This window comes from Flavobacterium psychrolimnae (assembly GCF_003312425.1).
GTDB classification, from domain to species: Bacteria; Bacteroidota; Bacteroidia; order Flavobacteriales; family Flavobacteriaceae; genus Flavobacterium; species Flavobacterium psychrolimnae.
Map to the genome: position 1 here is coordinate 38540 of NZ_QNUX01000008.1, position 20973 is coordinate 59512.

General features: G+C 34.3%; 18 protein-coding genes and 1 other RNA gene. 3 read left to right on the plus strand and 16 right to left on the minus strand.

Annotated features, from left to right (window positions below; genetic code table 11):
- Positions 1–394: 394 nt before the first annotated feature.
- The 14 genes from DR980_RS09650 to DR980_RS09715 form a co-directional block, all read right to left on the minus strand.
- On the minus strand, positions 395–1678 hold the full coding sequence (locus tag DR980_RS09650; protein ID WP_113635524.1) for an OprD family outer membrane porin: 1284 nt from the start codon (positions 1676–1678) through the stop codon (positions 395–397).
- Positions 1679–1812: 134 nt separating this feature from the next.
- Positions 1813–3507, minus strand: a complete 1695-nt coding sequence (locus tag DR980_RS09655) for a bifunctional metallophosphatase/5'-nucleotidase (protein ID WP_113635526.1) — start codon at positions 3505–3507, stop codon at positions 1813–1815.
- A gap of 94 nt (positions 3508–3601) precedes the next feature.
- The gene (locus tag DR980_RS09660; RefSeq protein WP_113635528.1) at positions 3602–4027 is read right to left on the minus strand and encodes a DsrE family protein; all 426 of its coding nucleotides are present in this window, start codon (positions 4025–4027) and stop codon (positions 3602–3604) included.
- A gap of 17 nt (positions 4028–4044) precedes the next feature.
- Positions 4045–5049: a c-type cytochrome gene (locus DR980_RS09665; RefSeq protein ID WP_113635723.1), complete on the minus strand. Its 1005-nt coding sequence runs from the start codon at positions 5047–5049 to the stop codon at positions 4045–4047.
- A gap of 73 nt (positions 5050–5122) precedes the next feature.
- A complete protein-coding gene (locus DR980_RS09670; RefSeq protein ID WP_072944174.1) occupies positions 5123–5620 on the minus strand; it encodes a DUF6691 family protein in 498 nt (165 codons plus the stop codon).
- Between the two features lie 10 nt (positions 5621–5630).
- Positions 5631–6200, minus strand: coding sequence for a YeeE/YedE family protein (locus DR980_RS09675; RefSeq protein ID WP_394335936.1), 570 nt, complete (start codon positions 6198–6200; stop codon positions 5631–5633).
- 97 nt (positions 6201–6297) lie between these two features.
- Positions 6298–6867, minus strand: coding sequence for a TlpA family protein disulfide reductase (locus DR980_RS09680; RefSeq protein WP_113635530.1), 570 nt, complete (start codon positions 6865–6867; stop codon positions 6298–6300).
- Positions 6868–6931: 64 nt separating this feature from the next.
- On the minus strand, positions 6932–8143 hold the full coding sequence (locus DR980_RS09685; protein WP_113635532.1) for an MFS transporter: 1212 nt from the start codon (positions 8141–8143) through the stop codon (positions 6932–6934).
- Between the two features lie 69 nt (positions 8144–8212).
- On the minus strand, positions 8213–8521 hold the full coding sequence (locus tag DR980_RS09690) for a DUF202 domain-containing protein (RefSeq protein ID WP_113635534.1): 309 nt from the start codon (positions 8519–8521) through the stop codon (positions 8213–8215).
- 247 nt (positions 8522–8768) lie between these two features.
- Positions 8769–9038, minus strand: a complete 270-nt coding sequence (locus DR980_RS09695) for a rhodanese-like domain-containing protein (RefSeq protein WP_317047930.1) — start codon at positions 9036–9038, stop codon at positions 8769–8771.
- A 62-nt stretch (positions 9039–9100) separates the two neighbouring features.
- Positions 9101–10498, minus strand: coding sequence for an MBL fold metallo-hydrolase (locus tag DR980_RS09700; protein WP_113635539.1), 1398 nt, complete (start codon positions 10496–10498; stop codon positions 9101–9103).
- 215 nt (positions 10499–10713) lie between these two features.
- Positions 10714–11511 carry a sulfite exporter TauE/SafE family protein gene (locus DR980_RS09705; protein WP_113635544.1) on the minus strand — a complete coding sequence of 266 codons (798 nt, stop codon included), beginning with the start codon at positions 11509–11511 and terminating at the stop codon, positions 10714–10716.
- 462 nt (positions 11512–11973) lie between these two features.
- Positions 11974–12370: a transfer-messenger RNA gene (gene ssrA, locus DR980_RS09710) on the minus strand.
- A gap of 108 nt (positions 12371–12478) precedes the next feature.
- Positions 12479–13678, minus strand: a complete 1200-nt coding sequence (locus tag DR980_RS09715; protein WP_113635546.1) for a serine hydrolase domain-containing protein — start codon at positions 13676–13678, stop codon at positions 12479–12481.
- A gap of 249 nt (positions 13679–13927) precedes the next feature.
- Between DR980_RS09715 and DR980_RS09720 the strand changes: the two genes are divergently transcribed.
- Complete coding sequence (locus DR980_RS09720) at positions 13928–15130, plus strand: NAD(P)-dependent oxidoreductase (protein WP_113635548.1); 1203 nt, start codon at positions 13928–13930, stop codon at positions 15128–15130.
- A 172-nt stretch (positions 15131–15302) separates the two neighbouring features.
- The gene (locus DR980_RS09725) at positions 15303–16307 is read left to right on the plus strand and encodes an LLM class flavin-dependent oxidoreductase (protein ID WP_113635727.1); all 1005 of its coding nucleotides are present in this window, start codon (positions 15303–15305) and stop codon (positions 16305–16307) included.
- A gap of 182 nt (positions 16308–16489) precedes the next feature.
- On the opposite strand, the gene fumC is transcribed toward DR980_RS09725, so the two are convergent.
- Complete coding sequence (fumC, locus tag DR980_RS09730) at positions 16490–17887, minus strand: class II fumarate hydratase (RefSeq protein ID WP_113635550.1); 1398 nt, start codon at positions 17885–17887, stop codon at positions 16490–16492.
- A gap of 222 nt (positions 17888–18109) precedes the next feature.
- On the opposite strand from fumC, the gene DR980_RS09735 reads away from it, so the two are divergent.
- The gene (locus DR980_RS09735; RefSeq protein WP_165150931.1) at positions 18110–18307 is read left to right on the plus strand and encodes a hypothetical protein; all 198 of its coding nucleotides are present in this window, start codon (positions 18110–18112) and stop codon (positions 18305–18307) included.
- Positions 18308–18431: 124 nt separating this feature from the next.
- Here DR980_RS09735 and DR980_RS09740 read toward each other — a convergent pair whose 3' ends face one another.
- A complete protein-coding gene (locus DR980_RS09740; RefSeq protein ID WP_113635552.1) occupies positions 18432–20954 on the minus strand; it encodes an outer membrane beta-barrel family protein in 2523 nt (840 codons plus the stop codon).
- Positions 20955–20973: the final 19 nt, after the last annotated feature.

Consider the following 20973-nt stretch of genomic DNA (forward strand, 5'->3'; position numbering starts at 1 on the left):
AGGACTTAATTCGTCTTTAAAAACAATTCGATTATCAAAAAGAAAATCAAAATAGCGAAGGAGAGTATTCACGAAAGACTGCATAGGGAACCTTTAATCACGCATCCTCGATTGAAGTTTATTCCTAATATTGTGCTGAACCTGATTAGTTTTTTTATCACATTTGCAGTGGTAGGAACGCTGTTGTATTTGCTTCTAAATTATTTGATAATGAAGTTTTATCATTTGGATTAAAAAGAGAAGCATCTCAAAAATTGAAATTGAGTATAAAGTTGATATTGCTCATATTCGTTTTATTGAAAATATAATTTTTATTCCCGTAAGTTTCTCCCACATTGAACTTGTGAACATATAATAACTGTGCGTCAAAACCTTTTAACATCCCTTGAAATTGTTAGCGAACATCAGCATTGGTCTGCACATAAGAAGGCAAACCGTATTTATTTAATGCAACGTTTTTTACATCCGGTAAATCAAAATATCCTACTGCCAGATTCGATTTGAATGTCTTTTTAGGATTTGTGTATTGTATTTTGGTCATCACGGCATTTACATCTCCAAAACCTTCATTTCGTTCCCTGGGCATAAAGGTGTAAAACGGATCCCGTCCCCATTCACGAGGCATTAAATACCTTCCTTTTGCAGTTATGCGGTTGTAATTTAAAGTCAATTCTATTTTTTTATTTTGCCAGCCTAATCTTCCTCCAAAAGTTTGAGAATTGCCTTTTTTTTCAAAATAGGTTTTGCTGGGATCTTCATTTCCTCCAGAATTCAGTGCGTTTTGGTATATCGTCTGAAAACCGAAAAGTAGCTTTGAATTTGGATTTAAATCGTATTTATAGTCCATTTGGAACAACGCCGAATTGAAAATGTTTTCCGCATACTGATTCCATAAAAGTGCTTTTAGGTTTTTTATGGATTCATTTTGTATACCTACAATAAAAATTCCGTCACTGTCCAGATTCCCCGCATAACTGGATTTTGTTCCATCAGGATTTACGCCCGATGGATAAATTCCTATGGATTCTCCGACTTCAAAATATTTCAGTGTGCTTCGTGGTGAAATTCCGTAGAGATAGCCCAAATTAATTTTAGTTTTTTTAATTTCATTAAAATCTACCCATATTCCGTTTACTTCCGTAGGACGCATTCTGCCGTCTTGGAGGTTTATAAAGGACGTATTGAGCAGTTGTTTTCCGAGAGTTATAGTCGAATTTTCATAATTGTATTTTAAATATAATTCTTCTAACCGGCTTAGATTGTCTTTGTTTGATGGGTTTTGAATGTCAAAAAGTGCCACTTCATATCGATTGGACGCATTAGTAACGGGATCTTTTTGAGTAAAATCAGAAGAGCCAATATTAAAAATATAATAGCCGCTGACGCCAAATTGAAAATTATGAAATTTAGCAGTTTCAAATTTTACGCCTCCGCCAACAGCATTGGCATAATAATCAGATAAACCACTTTCATTGTTAGACGCCATGAAAAAATAGCGAAAATGACCACTGAAGTTTCCGTTTTTGAAAGCATGTAAAATCGATGTGGAATCAATTTTTTCATTACTTTTTTCTTTCCAAACGCTCGGCTTGTCTGAGATTTCTTGATGTTGCGCTATTGTATTTATGGTAAAAAGTAGGGAAGTAAGGATATATATTACAGCGAAAAAATTTTTCATTTTTGAACGTTTAGATTTGATACAAAAATAATCTTCTCCCTATAAATGGGAAGTAACTTTTATCACATTGACCAAAAAAAAGCCGAATGTTTTAAGTATTCGACTTTATGAATTTTGATTTTTCGGCTTAATATTTATCTGAAAGTATAATCGACACCAGTAACCTGTGATAACAGCGTTTCTGGAGCATCCAGAATTATCGCATTTTTTTGCGGAGTAGGCGTAACAGGAGAATTTTGCTTTAAATACTCTTTCATCACTGAATGTAAGGTTGCATTTGTGTTTTTAGCATCCATCACGCCTTTCATTCTGCACAGCATGTCTACAGGATCGCCTTCGCGTTCACAGGCCATTATAGAATACATTTTTTCAGGATCTAATGGTATATTTTTCACGTTAATACTTTGTACTCTTTTGTCCATTTCTGCAAAAGCATTAAACCGCACTTCCATTCCCTTGAACTTTACTACCCAGCCACCAAAACGTTTCGAAGCGTCTTCGGCAAAAACATTATTTAATTCTTTTTCTAGCCAGTTTTTCAGTTGCTTTCCGGTTACTTTTGCAGTTCGCACAGTACTGTCAACGGGTAACATATCAAAAATAAATCCGTTTGTGATGGGAATATTTCCGGTTTGATCCGGAGTCGTTTTTGGCGGACAAAAGCGAAATCCATTCGAAAGATTAATGTCTATATCTGGAAATTTCCAGTGTAAAGCATTTAAAATCATCGTGTCAATTGGATTTTCCACCACAAAATAGCGGTACAAAGGAATTGTGCTGTAACCAATAACCTGATTGATTTGTTCCTTATAAATAGACTCTTTTTCTATTAATAATTTTTCAATTGCAGCATCCGGTTTTATTTTTGGCGAATCAACTTCAAGTAGTTCATAGTTATCTTCGATTACTTTTCCGTTTAAAATTATCAAATCTAATTTTCCAATAAACGAACCGAAAGCTCCCGGTTCCACCACTTTTGAATATTTACATACTATAGGTTTTCTAACTCTTTCGTGCGTGTCGCCTCCTAGAATATAATTGACACCTTCACATTCCGGTCGGTTTGCCAATGCTATTTGTTGTGATAAACCCAAATGTGCAATTATGATCACATAACTGCATTGTTCTTGATTTCTAAGCACATCTACATAATGAGCCAGATTTTCTTCGGGATTGGTATATAAAATTCCTTTGCTGTAATTTGGACTTTGTCGCAACGGTACTAAATGATCTGTATAGCCTAGAAAACCAATTTTTGCTCCTGCAATATGCCAAATAGTATAGGGTTGAAAAATAAGTTCGCCTCGTTTTCCGTCGCCTAAATCCTGGTACATATTCGTACAGATTTTTGGCGCATCCAGCGAACCCAATAAGGTTTGCATTTTTCTTTTTCCGTAAATTACTTCCCAATTTCCCGGAAGATATAAATCGTAATTCAATGCGTTTAAAATGGGAACAAAAGCTTCACCGGTTGTTTCCACGCTTAATTCGCTACCCTGAAACATATCGCCAGTGTCAATGATATAGGTGTTTGGGTTTTTCTTTTTTAACTTTTTAAGCATCGTTGCCATATAGGCATAACCGCCCGTTTTTCTAAAAACTACTTTGTCATTTTCCCAAAACAACTCATCATGCGGATGAATTTGGCAATGTACATCGGTAGTTTGAAGAATAGAAATGGTTTGAGGTTTAGTATCATCTATTGCTCTATCCAAGTTTATTTCTTCCGTCAGAGTTATATTTGCAATAGCGGAAATAGGCGAAATAATAGCAGCACCCAGACCTAAAGTCCCAACTGATTTAAGGAAATCTCTTCGGTTATTGCTCATTTTTTTAGGTTTTCGGGTTAATAGCAAATTTTACAGGAAAAACTACAGCTAATTTAATGGTGTGGCTGGATAAAAATATAGTTACATTCTTATTTTAGAATCCGCCTTTGATGTACGTCCAGCCTTGTTCTTGTTTTTCAACTATTTCGGCAATTCCCACAGGTACGTATTCTACTTCAGAAATTATTTGGTCTTTAGATACTTTTTGACTTTTCATAGTGTTTTCACACACTAAAAAACGAACTCCTTTAGCTCTAAGTTCTTTTATCGCGTCTATTTGTTTTGATTTTGCAGACATTACAAATGATAAACCCATGCTGTGAATCACTACTTCGTATTTTGCATTAGGCCAATGCGTTGTTAAGTTTTTTAATTGGTTTACAATTGCTTTTTGTTGTAAAGTGTCAACAGCATTGGTAAACTGAAAAACAATTTTGTGGTTATTCGGTTTTTTTTGAGCGAATGCAGCAATTGAAATCATGCTAAATACAAGAATAAATGAAAGCGTGAGGTTTTTCATAATTTGGTTTTAAGTCGTTAATTTTCTTTTTTCTTTTTTGCTTCTTTAATAGGTTTGAAAGGTCCGAATTTATGTTGGATTTCCGTAAACGAATCTGAAAAAGGTCCAAAAGGATGATCGACCGGTTTTTTAGAAATATCTGGCCAGTCTTGACTTAAATCTTTTAACGGTCTGTCCATGCTTTCTACGTAAGCCGCAATATCCCAAGATTCTTCATCTGATAATTGAGGGTTTTCATACGTGACACCCAGCGGCATATTGTATTTTATGTAACCAGCAAAACGACTGATTCTAAACAATCCCGCACCACTATTATATGAACTCTTGCCCCAAAGTGGCGGATACGTATATTCTTTTTTGTCTACTGCCAAAATTCCTTCGCCATTCACTTGATGACAACTCGCACATTTGGCGTCATACAAAGCTTTTCCTTTGGCAGGATCAGCCGCACGATCTAAATATTCTAGATCATATATTCCGGATGCGTTTGCTTCTTTTCCTTTAGTAACATTACTGCCAATGTATTCAATATAAGCAATCATGGCTTTCATTTCCCTGTCGTCTTTTGTAAGTGGCTTGCCGTTCAAGCTTCTTTCCATACAATCGTTTACTCTTTTGTAGAGATTTTCCACTTGGCCGCTGCGCGCTCTCATTTTTGGATACATCGAATATACCGAACCATAATTGTTTCCCCAAGGTTTTGTACCCGCATCCAGATGGCAATTATTGCAATTCATCCCGTTAGAGATTTGTTTCACACTGCCATTTGGACCCAAATATTTAGCCGTATGCGCAATTAAATCTTTACCATATTCGACTTCTTGTTTTAAAGTGGCATCTGCAATCAAATTTATATCAGCTGGCTTCCAGAATTTTGCCGTTTCATTTTGTACCATCACTTTTTTCTTAGCATCGATATAAAGGGAATCGAGGTTTGAATCACTATTTTGAAACCAAGAGGTGATGGATGAATTGAAAAACACAACCAAGAATAACCCCATGACTAAGAAAATAATAGTCATAAAGAGATAAATCAGTCTTTTTACAAGCGATTTAAATTGGACGATATTTTGTTTTTCTGGAATCATAAATGTATTAATGAGGCAGTTTATCTCTAAAATATCCATAAACCCAAGTTCCTACTATTGCAAAAAATAGGGTTACAATCATCACGGTTGCACCCGTTCCAATTTGTGCAAACAACGGTCCAGGACAAGCTCCGGTTACTGCCCAGCCCAATCCAAAGATGAGTCCACCATAAATCTGTCCTTTGTTGAAGGTTTTGTCGTGAAACTCAATTTTCTCACCGTAAATGGTTTTAATATTGAATTTTTTTATCAGGAAAACGGAAATTATTCCCACCACAACGGCACTTCCAATAACGCCATACATGTGGAAAGATTGGAAGCGAAACATTTCCTGAATGCGATACCAACTGATAATTTCTGCTTTGATAAATACAATACCAAACAAAATACCAATGACAAGATATTTTAAATTGTGGTACCACTTGTGTTCCAATTGACTCTCGTTGATACAAACTGTATCCAAGGAACGTGTTTCGAAATCTGTATTTTGATCTTTAATATTCATAATTCGTAATTTAAAGTGAAAGAATAAATGGTAAAATAATATTTGCCATAATCAATCCGCCAATGAAGAAACAACAAGTTGCTATAAGCGATGGCATTTGTAAATTAGACAAACCTGAAATAGCGTGACCACTGGTGCAACCTCCCGCATAACGAGATCCAAAACCAATGAAAAAGCCACCAACGACCATCATAAAAAATCCTTTGAGTGTAAACAAACTTTCCCACGAGAACAATTGTTCTGGCAACATTCCGTAAATTTCAGTTATGCCGTAGCCTGCCAATTCGGTTTGTAGATTTCCATCAATGATAATCGGATTTGGATTTGATAAAAAGCTGTACGCAATTACACCGCCCAATAAAATACCTAAAACGAAAAACATATTCCAGATTTCTTTTTTCCAATCGTATTTGAAAAATTTAATGTTTGCCGGTAAGCACATGGCGCAAGTATGACGTAAAGAGGCACTAATACCAAATGATTTGTTGCCTATGATTAACAAAGCCGGAACTGTAAGTCCAACTAATGGGCCGGCAATATACCAAGGCCAAGGTTCTCTAATTAATTCTAAAATTTCCATAATTATATTTTTATTACCACAAAGGTTATATTTATAAATGAGTAGTTATGTTACTTTTGTCACACAAGAAAAAAAAAGTAAAAAATGACATTGATTTTTATTTTTTTAATAAATCGTCTAATTTATCTCGGAACGAATCACTGTTCCAATCCGCAGTTCCAATTTTGGCCACAATTACATTTCCGGATTGATCAATAAGATAGGTTGCCGGAATGGTTGAAGATTCCATTTCTAAAGGGGGATTGCTAAGTGATTGATAAACGGGAAGGGTCAGGTTTTCTTTAATCATGAAAGCATTTGCTTTTTCGAATGAATCCGTTGTCACAAATAAAAAGACTATTTTATCCTGATAATCAACATATAATTTTTGAATGCTCGGCATTTCGGCAATACATGGCGGACACCACGTTGCCCAGAAATTAATGAATACTATTTTTCCTTTGTATGCTTCTAGTGACACAGTCTTTCCGGTGGCATCTTTTAATTGCCATTGATAAGTGGAAAGAATTTTTTGATCTGTTACGGCTATAGTTTTCGGCGAAAAAGCAATTAATCGGTTTAAATGTACTTTTACAAAAGTGCCCAAAGGACTAAACAAAAGCAATGCTATCAAAACGATAAAAACAATATTTTGAATAGTAGATTTTTTTGATTTTTTTGGTTCCATTTTTTAATTATTATTTTCTAAAAAGAAATTATTTTCTGTTCAATTTTAGCTGTTTATTTTTTTATTAAGTGTCTTTCGGCATTCGGATTTCAATAATCAGGGACGACACAATGGTGATAACTCCTATTAATATGATGGCATAATTAACGCCAAATAAATCGGCTGTTATTCCTGAAATAATTGCTCCTATCGCATATCCTAAATCTCTCCAAAGTCTGAATGTACCTATGCTTTCAGCTCTTTGATGCGGGTTTGTACCCTGCGCAATGGCCGATAAAAAAGTGGGATAAACCAATGCTGTTCCTAATCCTAAAATAGCTGAAATGGTAGCCAATTGATAGAAAGCTGTCGCAAAAGGAATAAAAAGTATCGCAATTCCCTGCAGTAACATTCCCCAAAACAGCATCTTTTTTTTCGAATAAACATCAGACATTTTTCCGGTTACCAATTGACCAAATCCCCAAACAGTAGGGTAAATGGCAGTTATAATTCCAATATTTTGGGTATCATAATTTAAAGAAAGTAACACAATAGGCAACAGTCCCCAAATCATCCCGTCATTCAGGTTATTGACTAATCCTGCTTGCGTTATGGCGCTTAAGGTTTTGTTTTTGAAAGTCGTTTCGAGGAAAATATTTTGTAATTTTTCAGTTGTATTGGTCGCATTTTCTTGGTGCACAAATACTCGGGTATCTTTCACGAAAAACAAAGTCAATAGAAAACCAATTATTGAAATCCCAATTCCTAAGTAAAAAGGGTAGGGCGTAATACCGTATTTTTGAGCGATATAGCCAGAAAGAAATGCAACTAAACCAACGGCAAAATAACCGGCAAATTCATTGAGTCCCATTGCTAGACCACGATCTTTTTCTCCAACCAAATCAATTTTCATCACCACCGTACTGCTCCAAGTAAGTCCTTGGCTTATTCCCAATAAAATATTGGCAAAAATCACCCAATTCCAAGATTCAGCATATATTAAAATAAAAGGAATGGGTATGGCTAGAATCCAACCAAATAAAAGCAAATTTTTTCTGCCAAAATAATTTGCTAGTTTACCCGTAAAATAATTGGTAATGGCTTTTGTAATTCCAAAGGCAACGATAAAAGAGAGAATAGCCGTTTTTGAAGCAATACCAAATTCAATTTCAGCAAATTTTGGTATAATCGTTCGTTCCATTCCTATCATTCCGCCAACAAAAGCATTGACGATTACCAAAATAGTAAATTGTTTCCAATTTTCTTTCAGTCCAAGTTTAGTTGTATTTGTTTTCAATTGCGGTGTTGTTGTTGTTGATTATAAATCTCCGTTTACAAAAGGAATTTGGTACAAAAAGAGTTACTGTTACAGTTTGTAATATTCTAATTGGTAATCGCCTATGTGTTTTTTATTTTCTGCAATGGATTTTTTATGTTTAAAATAGTTCACCGTTCCAAAAACAAAAATGATAAATGAAGTGACGAAAAGTGCAATTTCAATAAGCAAACTATTTTCAATTTTTAGTAGATTTCTCAAACTCAAGCCTGCAATCAAAAAATACATTGACGTTCTCAAAAAGGCAAGAAAAGTAGATTGATTAGCCAAAGTTGTTCGTTGCAATGCTAATTTTTCTCTTAAAATTAAGTCTTTGTTTGCTGGTTTTTTCTGTTCCATAGTATGTTATTATTCTGTTTTTTTTCAAAAAGTCTGTTATTCCTAATTTTTAGACGACTATCAAATTTACTTCTTTATTTAAATCAATTTGAAAAATCAACTTTTTTTCCAGTATTTTATAATTACAAGAAAATCAAAGTGTCTTTATTGTCCTCTAATTCTGATTGCCTAATAAATAAGTGTGCAGTTTAAAACAAATACTTTTCTTGTTTTAAACTGCACACACTATTTTTAAAACAACCGCTGTTTATTTGCTTATTGCTTCGTTTACATCTTGCCAAGTACCACCATTGGTCACATTTTTGAAGCCATTTTGTTCTAAAATCATTTTGGCTTGACCGCTACGATTCCCACTTCGGCAGAAAACAATAATTTGTTCTTTTCCTTTGAATTTTTCCAATTGACTTGCTACTTGATCCAAAGGAATGTTGGTAGATCCTTTTACATGACCTTCGGCGAATTCTGCTGCTGTGCGAACATCTACAAGGAACGCACCCTCTTTTATTAATTTTTCCATTTGTGTGTTGTCTTTTTTTGAAAACATATTTTTAAAAATTCCGAACATAATTACTTTTTTTACTATTCAATAGGATTGTTTTGGCTAACCCATTCATTCATTCCAGGAGAATAATTGAGTACATTTTTATAGCCGTTTCGTACTAATAAAGAATAGGCAATTGCCGCTCTGTCACCGCCTTGGCAATGGATTAGTACTTTTTTATCTTTACTTATTTTATCTAGATTATTTACTAAAGTACCTACAAATACATTGTCAGCTCCTTTAATGTGACCTGCATTGTATTCTGCAACACCACGAAGATCAACTACCTGAACATCTTTTTCTAGTTGTAAGGCTTTAAATTCTTCTATAGTAATCTGATTCACTTTCTCCAAAGAACCGCCGTTTTCTTCCCATATTTTTGTAGAATGAACGTAACCTTGAATATTGTCTAATCCTATTCTCATTAGTTTTCGGGTCAAATCATCCAATTGTGATTCATCGACAAGCAAGATAAAAGGCTCTTCATACGTAAGGAACCATCCTGCCCAAGTAGCAAAAGAATTATTCCCCTGAATATTGATACTTCCCGGAATAAATCCTTTAGAAAATTCTGTTTTATCTCTGGCGTCAATCAATTTAGTTCCTTTGGCTAAAGCCGAAGATAATTCAGTGTAATCTAATTTTTTTAATTTAGGAACAGCTGTAAGAAGGGGACGATCTACTTTATTCAGTTTTTTCATCATTGCAAAATATTTCGGTGGTTCCGGTTGGTCTTCCAATAAATATTTTACAAACCCAGCTTCATCATTTTTATGTTGGAAAGCCCAGTTTCTTATTTTTTCATACCCAACAGTTGTGCTTGGTACAGCTCCTAATGCTTTTCCGCAAGCAGAACCTGCACCATGACCAGGCCAAACTTGAATGTATTCAGGTAATGCATCGAATTTATTAATGGATTGATACATTTGTTTGGCACCTGCGTCTTGAGTTCCTTTTATTCCTGCTGCTTTTTCTAACAAATCAGGTCGTCCTACATCTCCAACAAATACAAAATCACCGGTGAATAACATGACAGGCTCATCGCTTGCAGGCGTGTCGGTTAGCAGAAAACTGATGCTTTCCGGAGTATGTCCTGGTGTGTGAACTACTTCTAACTTTAAGTTCCCTACTTTTAGAACATCACCATCTTTTATGCCAACATGAGGGAATTCATATTTCCAATCTGGCCCACCTTCCGCTGAAAGGTACATTTCTGCTCCCGTCAATACGGCTAATTCTCTGGAACCTGCAAGGAAATCAGCATGAATGTGTGTTTCTAAAATATGAGTAATTTTCATATTGTTTTGTTTGGCAATTTCAAGGTAGGTATCAACATCCCTTTTAGGATCGATAACTGCGGCTACTCCTGCTTTTTGACAGCCAATAAAATAACTTGCCTGAGCAAGACTCTTGTCGTAAATGTGTTGAAAATACATATCGTTTATTTTTAAGTTTCTAATTTATAGGACAAAATTAATGCATGAATTCTTTAAATTTGGTGACTAATGTTACATAGGCATTTATAACTGAATTATTTTGCCTTTTACGGATGTTGTATTTTATGAGGTAATTGTATTTGTTGTTGTTTGTACCGTAACAATTTGTTCAATCGGAATAAGATTGCACTATTTGGTATGACAGGTGCAGAATTTTATTTCAGAAACAGTTCTTTGGTTATGATATATATTCCCATCACTAAAACAAACCAACCAAAAGCAGGTTTTAGTTTGTTACCATCAATTTTTTTGGATATGGCTGTACCTATGAAAATTCCAATAATTGCGAATGCTGAAATGATAAATAGAAATTGCCAGTCGATTATACTTTCTCCACCTTCTCCAAAAAAGCCGATTAATGATTTGGCGGCAATAATTACAAGCGACGTCCCCACAGCTTCCTTCATAGGTAATTTGCTAAGAATAACTAATGCAGGGATTATCAAAAATCCACCGCCAGCTCCTACAAGTCCGGTGATTATTCCAACAATTGCACCTTCAATAAGTATCAATGGATAATTGAATTTTTGTTCGCCAGTTTCTTCAATGGTATTTTTTTTGTCTTTTTTAATCATCGTATAGGATGCAATAACCATTATTACTGCAAAAAGTAACATTAAAAAAAGGTCTTTCGTCAGTGTGAAACTTCCTGTAGAAAATATTTCTTTAGGTATTGCGGGAACAATATAAGCTCGTGTGGTAAATACGGCAATGATGGAAGGAATACCAAAAACAATGGCAGTTTTTATATTTACTAACCCTTTTTTGAAATAGCCAACAGTTCCTACTGCACTAGTTAAACCTACAATAAACAACGAGTATGCCGTTGCTAGTACAGGTTCAACAGCAAATAAATAAACTAAGACGGGCACCGTAAGAATGGAACCACCTCCACCTATCAGTCCTAATGCTACGCCAATGAGGATTGACGCAAAATAACCTATATATTCCATAATTATAAATTTTATACTGCAAATATTGTCAGTTTAAATTTCAGCTACAGTAACATTTATCACACAGCGAATATTTTTTTGAAAATTTCAATTGGGTTTCAGTATAATTTATAATCTTTTTTTACCTCATTTAATTTCTCGTGAAGTATGACATCTTAAGTCATTAATCTTAAATTTTTAAGATTGTACTTATAAAAGTACGCTAAAATAAAAGTTTTTTTTGGTATTTGAGAAATTAGTTTACTTCCAATTCCGAGCTTGAGAGTTTAACAGCAGAAGATTTTTTGGAGTCGTAAATTAAGATTGATGATTTTAATCAATCGATTTTATCGATTTAATGATATTGGAAATAGAAATTAGATTCCTTACAACACTGCAATAGCAGTAAAAACCTTTGTAAGACTTTTATTTTTATGAGATTTAATCATAAAAAAATCCGAAAATCATTGATTTTCGGATTTTTTGTGGAGTCGCCGAGAATCGAACTCGGGTCCAAACAAGCAACTAAAAAGCTTTCTACGCGTTTATTTTCTGATTGAGTTTTCGATAGTGTGCTAGGCCAGAAACAGCCACACGCTACTTATCTTCTTAATTTTGAAATCCACCCGAAGCTTATGGAAATCTAGGTTTATTTTTACGGTTCCCCTGAACTGAACGCCACAAACCAAGGCTTTCAAGGAGAATCCAGCTTTCCTATCTGATAGGAACGTGGCTTAATCGTACTATAATTCGGATTATGCAGCTAAAGCGTAGTTATTTTCGCCGTGTAAAATTGTAAGATCTTATATTTACGAGCAAGGTCTCAATGCTCGACGTGCTTACTTATCAATTCGACTTGCTGTCAAAACCAGTCGACCCCTTTTTTATTTCAAAATCCAAACCAGAATTTTGAGTTTGCAAATGTACACTTTTTATCTGAACTACTATTGCTGTATTGACATCAGTATTTCAAAAATCGTACCTTTTTTTATTCGTCTTTTAATCGGAACGGATAGTCACCAAATAATACAGCCAATTTACGTACGTCATACGTTTTTCGGGTAAATTTATTAGAAAGCGCTATTATGGTTACACCTTCTTTTCGTAATGTTATATAGGATGAGGTATTTCCGTGCCACCAGCCATTGTGGAAATAAAAATTCTGCCCGGTTTCCCAGTTGACCATTCGAATTCCAAGACCGTAATTTTTTGTCCCTTTACGTTCATTGCTGTAGCCTTTATAAACCTTACTTTGTAATTCAGGCGTTAAAAAAGCGGAATTGTTTCTGGCTCTGTCAAATTTTAACAAGTCCCGCGGTGTCGAATAAATGTTCTTATCTCCGTAAACTGCATCCAGATAATCTTTTCCGATCTCGACTTTATTTCCTTTATAGGAAGTAACAGCAGTGTCTTTATCTCTTTCATAGTCAAAAACATACGTATTTTTCATGCCAAGCGGTTTGAAAATAATCTGTTTCATGGCTTCTTTATAGGGAAGTTTAGTGATTTTTTCAATTACTAATGCCAACATGGCATAATTGGTATTACAATAACTAAAACGAGTATCGGTTTTGAATTCTAAACCAATATCTTTTGTCGCCATAATGGTCAGAATATCTTGATTGGTAAGAATGTTGTGTCTGTCCCAAATGCTTTTGTCACGATCTGTAAAATAGGAGTAATGACGCATACCGCTTCTGTGATTAAGTAATGTTCTTATGGTAACTTCCGGATAAGGAAACTCTTTCAGAATTGTATTTACTTTTTGATCCAGTTCTATTCTTTTTGCATTTACGAGTTTCAAAATAGCGGTTGCGGTAATCACCTTGCTCACTGATGCAATATGCAAAGGTGTATTTTTTGTAATTAATGTTTTATCTCTAAAATTAGAGTAGCCTTCGTATTTTTCATAAATAATTTGGCCGTTTTTAGCAACTAGAAAACTTCCGTTTGCACTATTATTAGGCCAGTTTTTTTTGTAAAAAGAGTCTATTTCTTGTTTTTTCGAATTGATATATTCTGCCGTAAGTTTAGGCTCTGGTTTTGTTAACGGCTTCATCTTAGGCAATGTACTCTTTGGGAGTTTGTCATCGCTTAACTCAACTTTCTTTTTCTCTTTTGCGCAAGAACCCAAAATTAAAAAGAGGAGGAATATATGTAGTATATTTGTTTTTTTTATAAAATTCATTTCTGTAGTGCTAGAAAGGCAAATATATAGAATCAATGTCTTTTCAAAGGGTGTTTTTTCTAAACCTTAACACTATTTTATCAGTAGGCTGTAATCCCATTTTTGGTATCATTTTGGACATCAGTGGGTAGTCGTTTTCGGTCTGTGTATTTTTATTGAAAATTAAATTCAATTTAGTTTAAATTGTTATATTTGTAACAAATACGTATTATAAAGTTATATTAAAATAAATAAAAGCATACGAAATATATGAAATTTGGAATCATAAAAGAAAGAAAAAATCCGCCAGATCGTAGAGTTGTTTTCTCACCAGATGAGCTGACAACGTTAAAACAGCAACATCAAAATGTCACTGTGAAAGTAGAGCGTTCTGATATTAGGGTTTTTACTGATTCGGAATATGAAAATCTCGGAATCGAATTGACTGATGATATCAGCGATTGTGATATTTTTTTTGGAGTAAAGGAAGTGCCGGTAGAAAATTTGATACCTAATAAATCGTATTTCTTTTTTTCGCATACCATCAAAAAACAGCCTTACAATCGAAAATTATTACAGGCAATATTAGAAAAAAACATCAATTTGTATGATTATGAAACTATAGTTGATGCTAATAATCGTAGGCTTATAGGTTTTGGGCGTTATGCCGGAATTGTAGGCGCTTATAATAGCATTCGCGCTTTTGGAATCAAATTCGAATTGTTTAAATTACCAAAAGCAGAAACACTTTCGGGTAAAGAAGCCTTGATTACACATTTAAAAAGAGTCGTATTGCCTCCTTTGAAATTTGTAATTACAGGAACCGGAAAAGTGGGGAATGGAGTCAAAGAAATTCTAGATGCAATAAAAATTAAGGAAGTATCGGTAGAGAATTATTTGACTAAAAACTATACTCAACCTGTTTATACTCAAATTGACGTCTTAGATTACAACAAACGAAAAGATGGACAGGTTTTAGATTTCACTGATTTTTATCAGAATCCGAATGAATATATTTCTGATTTCGAAAGATTTACTAAAGTATCTGATATTTATGTTTCAGGTCATTTTCATGCCAATGAAGCTCCCGTGATTTTAACCCGTGAAATGCTTCAGTCCAAAGATTGTAAAATCAAAGTTGTGGCTGATGTTTCCTGCGATGTTAACGGTCCAATTGCCTGCACGCTTAGATCATCGACTATTGCAGAACCTTTGTACGGATATTTTCCAAACGAAGATAAAGAAGTTGAAGTTTTTCATCCTGCCGCAATTGTGGTCATGGCCGTTGATAATTTACCTTGTGAATTGCCCAAAGATGCCAGTGAAGGATTTGGAGAAATGGTGTTGGAACATGTAGTTCCTGCGTTTTTCAATAATGATAAAGACGGAATTTTACAAAGAGCTAAGATTACTGAAAATGGAAAATTAACTCCAAGATTTAGTTATTTACAGGATTATGTTGATGGGAAATAAGTCCTGTTTTTAAATGATTTTTTTAAACCTGTAATGTAATGTTGCAGGTTTTTTTATTCAAACTAGTGGCTGAAAATCTGTTTTACTTTTGAAATATTATAAATCAATTAACACCGCACAATTTTTGGCTCGATTGTAAATGATTAATTTTGTTCAAAATCAGAAATTTATAATGACAAAAAATATTCCAATTTCTATATTAGAATTAGCAATAATCACCGAAAATAGTAATGCAAGCGAAACATTACAAAAAACAAAAGTTTTAGCACAATTAGCTGACGGTTTAGGATACAACAGATTTTGGCTAGCCGAACATCATAATATGGCACATGTAGCCAGTACGGCAACAGTTGTTTTGATTGGTTATATTGCCAGTGAAACCCAGAATATCCGCGTAGGTTCAGGCGGAATCATGTTACCTAATCATGCTCCACTTATAATTGCGGAACAATTTGGAACCCTTGAGACTTTATATCCCAACCGCATCGATTTAGGATTAGGAAGAGCGCCAGGAACGGATGGTTTAACCGCGCAAGCGATTCGGAAAGATTTCTTTGAACAATCGCAACGCTTTCCTCAAAATGTTGCCTCATTGCAGCAATTTTTCTCAGAGGATAATGCTACTGCAAAAGTGCGTGCTTTCCCTGCGGAAGGAATTAAAGTTCCCATTTGGATTTTAGGTTCCAGTATGGATAGTGCTGGTTTGGCTGCTGCCAATGGATTACCGTATGCTTTTGCAGGACATTTTGCACCAAAACAAATGCATCAGGCATTTGAGTTTTATAGAGATAATTTTGAACCTTCGGAATTTTTAGACCAACCCAAAACGATGGCATGTGTAAACGCAACAGCTGCCGAAACCGATGAAGAAGCTGAAAAATTAGCAACTAGTTTGACTCAAATGTTTCTGAATTTGATTCGGAATGACAGAAAGCCATTGCAGCCGCCAGTTGATTCGTTAGATGGAATTATGAGCGAAGAAGAGCATTTTCATGTCAATCAAATGACTGCTTGCTCATTTGTAGGAAGCAAAAAGAAATTGGAAACAGAATTAAAGCAATTTATCGAATATACCCGTATCGATGAAGTGATGATTACCAGCCCAATTTTTAATCATGAAGACAAATTGAAAAGCATTCGAATCATGAAGGAAGTCATGGATGCTATTAATAAGTAGTAGAATTTCGGATGTTTTTTTTAACTAAAATTAACTTAGTATTTTGATACATTTAAACCATATAAGTCATATAAGTTCATTTAAGAAGCTCAATTATTTAAAATAAATTAAAAACCCTGCAATGTAAGTTGCAGGGTTTTTTGGTTTATACTTATAATTAATAATTCATCATTGAAAAATAATTATTTCAAGCTTCCCACCATATCTTCGGGTTTAACCCAAGCATCAAAATCTTCTGGAGTTACATATCCTAAACGAACCGCCTCTTCTTTCAAGGTTGTTCCGTTTTTATGTGCAGTTTGAGCAATTTCAGCTGATTTATAATAGCCAATTTTGGTATTCAAAGCCGTAACCAACATTAATGAATTGTCAACCAATTCTTTGATACGTTTGTAGTTAGGTTCGATACCTTGAGCGCAATGTTCGTCAAAAGACATACATGCATCACCAAGTAATCTCGCTGATTGCAAGAAATTTGCAGCCATCAATGGTTTGAAAACATTCAGTTCATAATGACCTTGCATTCCTCCAACAGATATTGCTACGTCATTTCCCATAACTTGTGCGCAAACCATAGTCAATGCTTCACATTGTGTTGGGTTTACTTTTCCAGGCATGATAGAAGATCCAGGCTCATTTTCAGGGATAAGGATTTCTCCAATTCCGGAACGTGGTCCAGAAGCTAACATACGCACATCATTGGCAATTTTATTCAATGAAACGGCCAGTTGTTTTAAGGCACCGTGTGTTTCTACAATGGCATCGTGTGCGGCTAGTGCTTCAAATTTATTTTCGGCAGTTACAAATGGATGTCCAGTAAATTCAGCAATATATTCCGCTACTTTTACATCATATCCTTCTGGTGTGTTTAATCCAGTTCCTACCGCTGTTCCACCTAAAGCCACTTCTGATAAGTGTGCCAATGTGTTTTTAACCGCTTTCAAACCGTAGTTCAATTGCGCTACATATCCTGAAATTTCTTGCCCTAATGTAAGTGGAGTAGCATCCATCAAGTGCGTACGACCTATTTTTACGACATTGTTGAATTCAACTGCTTTGGCATGAAGTGTATCTCTTAGTTTTTCAACTCCGGGAATAGTAACTTCTACAACTGCTTTATAAGCCGCAATGTGCATTCCTGTTGGGAACGTGTCATTTGAAGATTGCGATTTATTTACATCGTCATTTGCTTTAATGAATTGTTCGCCTTCGCCAATGTTGAATCCTTTAAGAACTTGTGCACGATTAGCAACAACTTCATTTACGTTCATGTTACTTTGCGTTCCTGAACCAGTTTGCCAAATCACCAATGGGAATTCATTATCTAATTTTCCCGCAAGGATTTCATCACAAACTGCAGCAATAGCGTCGCGTTTTTCGACTGGTAAAACTCCTAAATCACAATTAGCGTAAGCCGCTGCTTTTTTAAGATAAGCAAAACCTTCAATAATTTCTTTTGGCATCGATGCTGATGGACCTATTTTGAAGTTATTTCTTGAACGTTCTGTTTGTGCGCCCCAATATTTTTCAGCTGGAACCTGCACTTCACCCATGGTGTCTTTTTCTATTCTGAATTTCATTTTGTTGTTATTTAGAAATAATTATATTGTTTATTATGTTTTTAGCCCTGATGGGAATGGAAATCCTTTTCTTTTTATTTTCAAAAAGAAAAGATTGTAGTGTACAGCGGGAAACAGCTCCAAATTCTGAGTTCAAAAATACGGATAATTCCTTTTTTATAAAAATTGATTGATAGTTTTTATGGTTTTTTATTGGTACGAAAAGGAATTAAACTTACATTTGTGGCTACATTCAAAATTCCGGAAAACATGTTTGAATTTTCACAGTACTTAGGCTTTTTACTTTTCTTAACCATTCTTACTATAGGATTTTGGTTGATGTTTTTTCTAGTTGGTTTCGTATCCTATTGGGTAGGTGGAGCAAGTTGGGAAGCATACAAGGAGAAAAGAGCAAAAAAGAAGCAAGAACAATCAGTTTAATCTTTTTGTTAAATAAAAAAAGGACTCATTTATGGGCCCTTTTTTTTATGCTTATACTTTTTTTATTTTTTTAGATTAAGTGACTTATAAAAAAAGGACCCATTTTCATGAGTCCTTAATTTTGTTATCCTTGATAATCTCCTTCATTATCCCCTTGATTTCTTTTAGGTTGTTCTCTTTCGTTTTTAGGTTTGTTAAAACGGTATGTGAATGATAAATTAAATTGTCTTACTCTCCATTGCATTTCGCTGTAAGAATCAACAGTCCCCGGAAGGAAAGTTTCCATCATTCTTTTTCTTGAATTGAAAACATCACTCACGTTGAATGAAAGTGTTCCTTTATCTTTTAATATGTCTTTACTGAATGCAATGTTTGCTGCAAAAACACCTAAGCTTCTTCCTTGTGCGTTATTTTGCGGACCGTTGTACGTTGCATTAGTCTGCCAGTCAATTTTGTATGGCAATGTGATTTTTGAAGTCAATCTTGTAGACCATGAAGTTGCTACGTTATCAAAATTTTGTACAATTTCATTATTTTTAAAATCAGTATAAGTAAAATCTCCTTGAGTTTCGTTTCTGAAGAAATTGAAGTTACTGTTTAATTTCCACCATTTGAAAGGAGAATAATTTAACGTGAATTCAAATCCCACTCTATATTCTGTAGCTAAGTTAATAGGTGAACTAATGATAATAGGTGTACGAGTATCTTGACCACCATTAATTTGTGTTACTTCTCCATTTACAACTGTATCTTCACCGTCAATTATATCTACAACAAAATCACCTGATTCTCTTCGAGCAAATTGGAAAACATCAGTTGTTTTATTTACGTATAAGGAAGTATTGAAAGTTAGTTTTTCCCATCTTTTAATGTAACCAAAATCAATTGCATCTGAAAATGCTGGATCTAAATCTGGATTTCCAACAAAAATATTGATGTTACTTGATAAGTTACTGAACGGATTCAACATCCTTCCTCTTGGTCTTTGAATTCTTCGGCTATAACTTAAAGAAGCGCTGCTTTCGTCTGAGATTTCATAAGTGAAAAATGCACTTGGAAAAAAGTTATTATACTTTTTAGTATTGAAATCGTTAGTTGCTAATTGATTGATTTCAATATTAGAATCTTCAAAACGCAATCCAAATAAAGCTGAAAATTTATTGATCTTCACTCCGTATTGAGTGTAAATCGCATTTACTTTTTCTTTATATTCTAATGTATTCGTGAAATTTTGATTGATTACGCCATCATTATCAACTCTGTAATCTGTAAGTAATTCGGAGAAATCACCACGGTAACCTGCTTCAAACTGACTTCCTTTTCCAAAAGGTAAAACATAGTCCATTTGAAGCAAATTTCTGCTTTGAGTTTGATTGTTGATCGTATTGTCAAATTTTACTACACTTGTGTTTGTTGCCGTGTCGGTAATCAAAGCATCATTAATGTCATCATTTGTAGAGAAAGAACCGTCAATTGTTAATTTATGACCGTCTTTTTTGAATTTTTTAGTGAAGTTAGTTGCAAATTCTACGTTTTCACTGTCACTATTTTCTAAATTTATACGGTTACGAGTGTAGTCATAATTAAATCCTGCATCATAGTTATTCTGGAAAACGTTATCCACATTGATTCCGTTACTTTTTCTGTAGTTGAAAGTATTAGTCCATGAAACGCTTTCGCTTAAATACCATTCCATTCCAAAGTTTCCATTGTAACCTTTATTGTCTCTTTCGTTTTCTCTAGTTTCATTTACATAATTTCGAGTTGTATTATCCTTATTTAAATATCTCGAATTTGTAAATGCATTTCCAGGATTACTACGGTCATTGTATCCTTGTGTTGTAAAAAGATTGAAATTCTTTGATTTATAATTTAAAGTTCCGCTTAAACCATAATTTTCAGGATATCCAGCAGACGCAATTATTGTTCCGTTTAAACCTTGATTTTTTCCTTTTTTAAGGATGATATTTAATAAACCTCCACCACCTTCAGCATCATAACGTGCAGACGGATTAGTAATTACTTCTACTTTTTCAATAGCATCAGCAGGAATTAATCGTAATGCTTCAGCAATGTTAATAGCATTTGAAGGTCTTCCATCAATAAGAACTCTTACATTTTCGTTTCCACGAAGGCTTATGTTACCTTCGACATCCACAGCAACAGAAGGAATATTATCCAGAACATCACTTACAGTTCCGCCTTTTACCATAAGGTCATTTCCTACGTTGTATACTTTTTTATCTAATTTGATTTCAACCGTTGTTTTTTCGGAACGAATGATAACCTCATTCAATTGATTGGCATCTTCTTCTAAACTGATTAGTCCTAAACTGGTAGTTTTTTGAAGATTTTTTTGTTTGAACTCATTTAATTTAAATGAGATAAACTCGATTTTTATGTCGTAAATACCTGGGTTAACTTCAATGTCAAATTCTCCAGTCGCATTAGTAATTCCACCAGCTACTGGTTTTGGATTATTAGGTGCTAAAAAAGTAATTGTAGCATATTCGAGCGGTTGTTTGCTTATTTTTTCTACTACTTTTCCAGAAATTTTGATTTTTGGAACAGCAGGACCTTGTTGGGCAAAACTGAATAGGGTTGTGAAAAAGAGAACAAGAATTAAAACGGATTTTATTTTTTTCATTTTTAAAAAAACTTTGGTT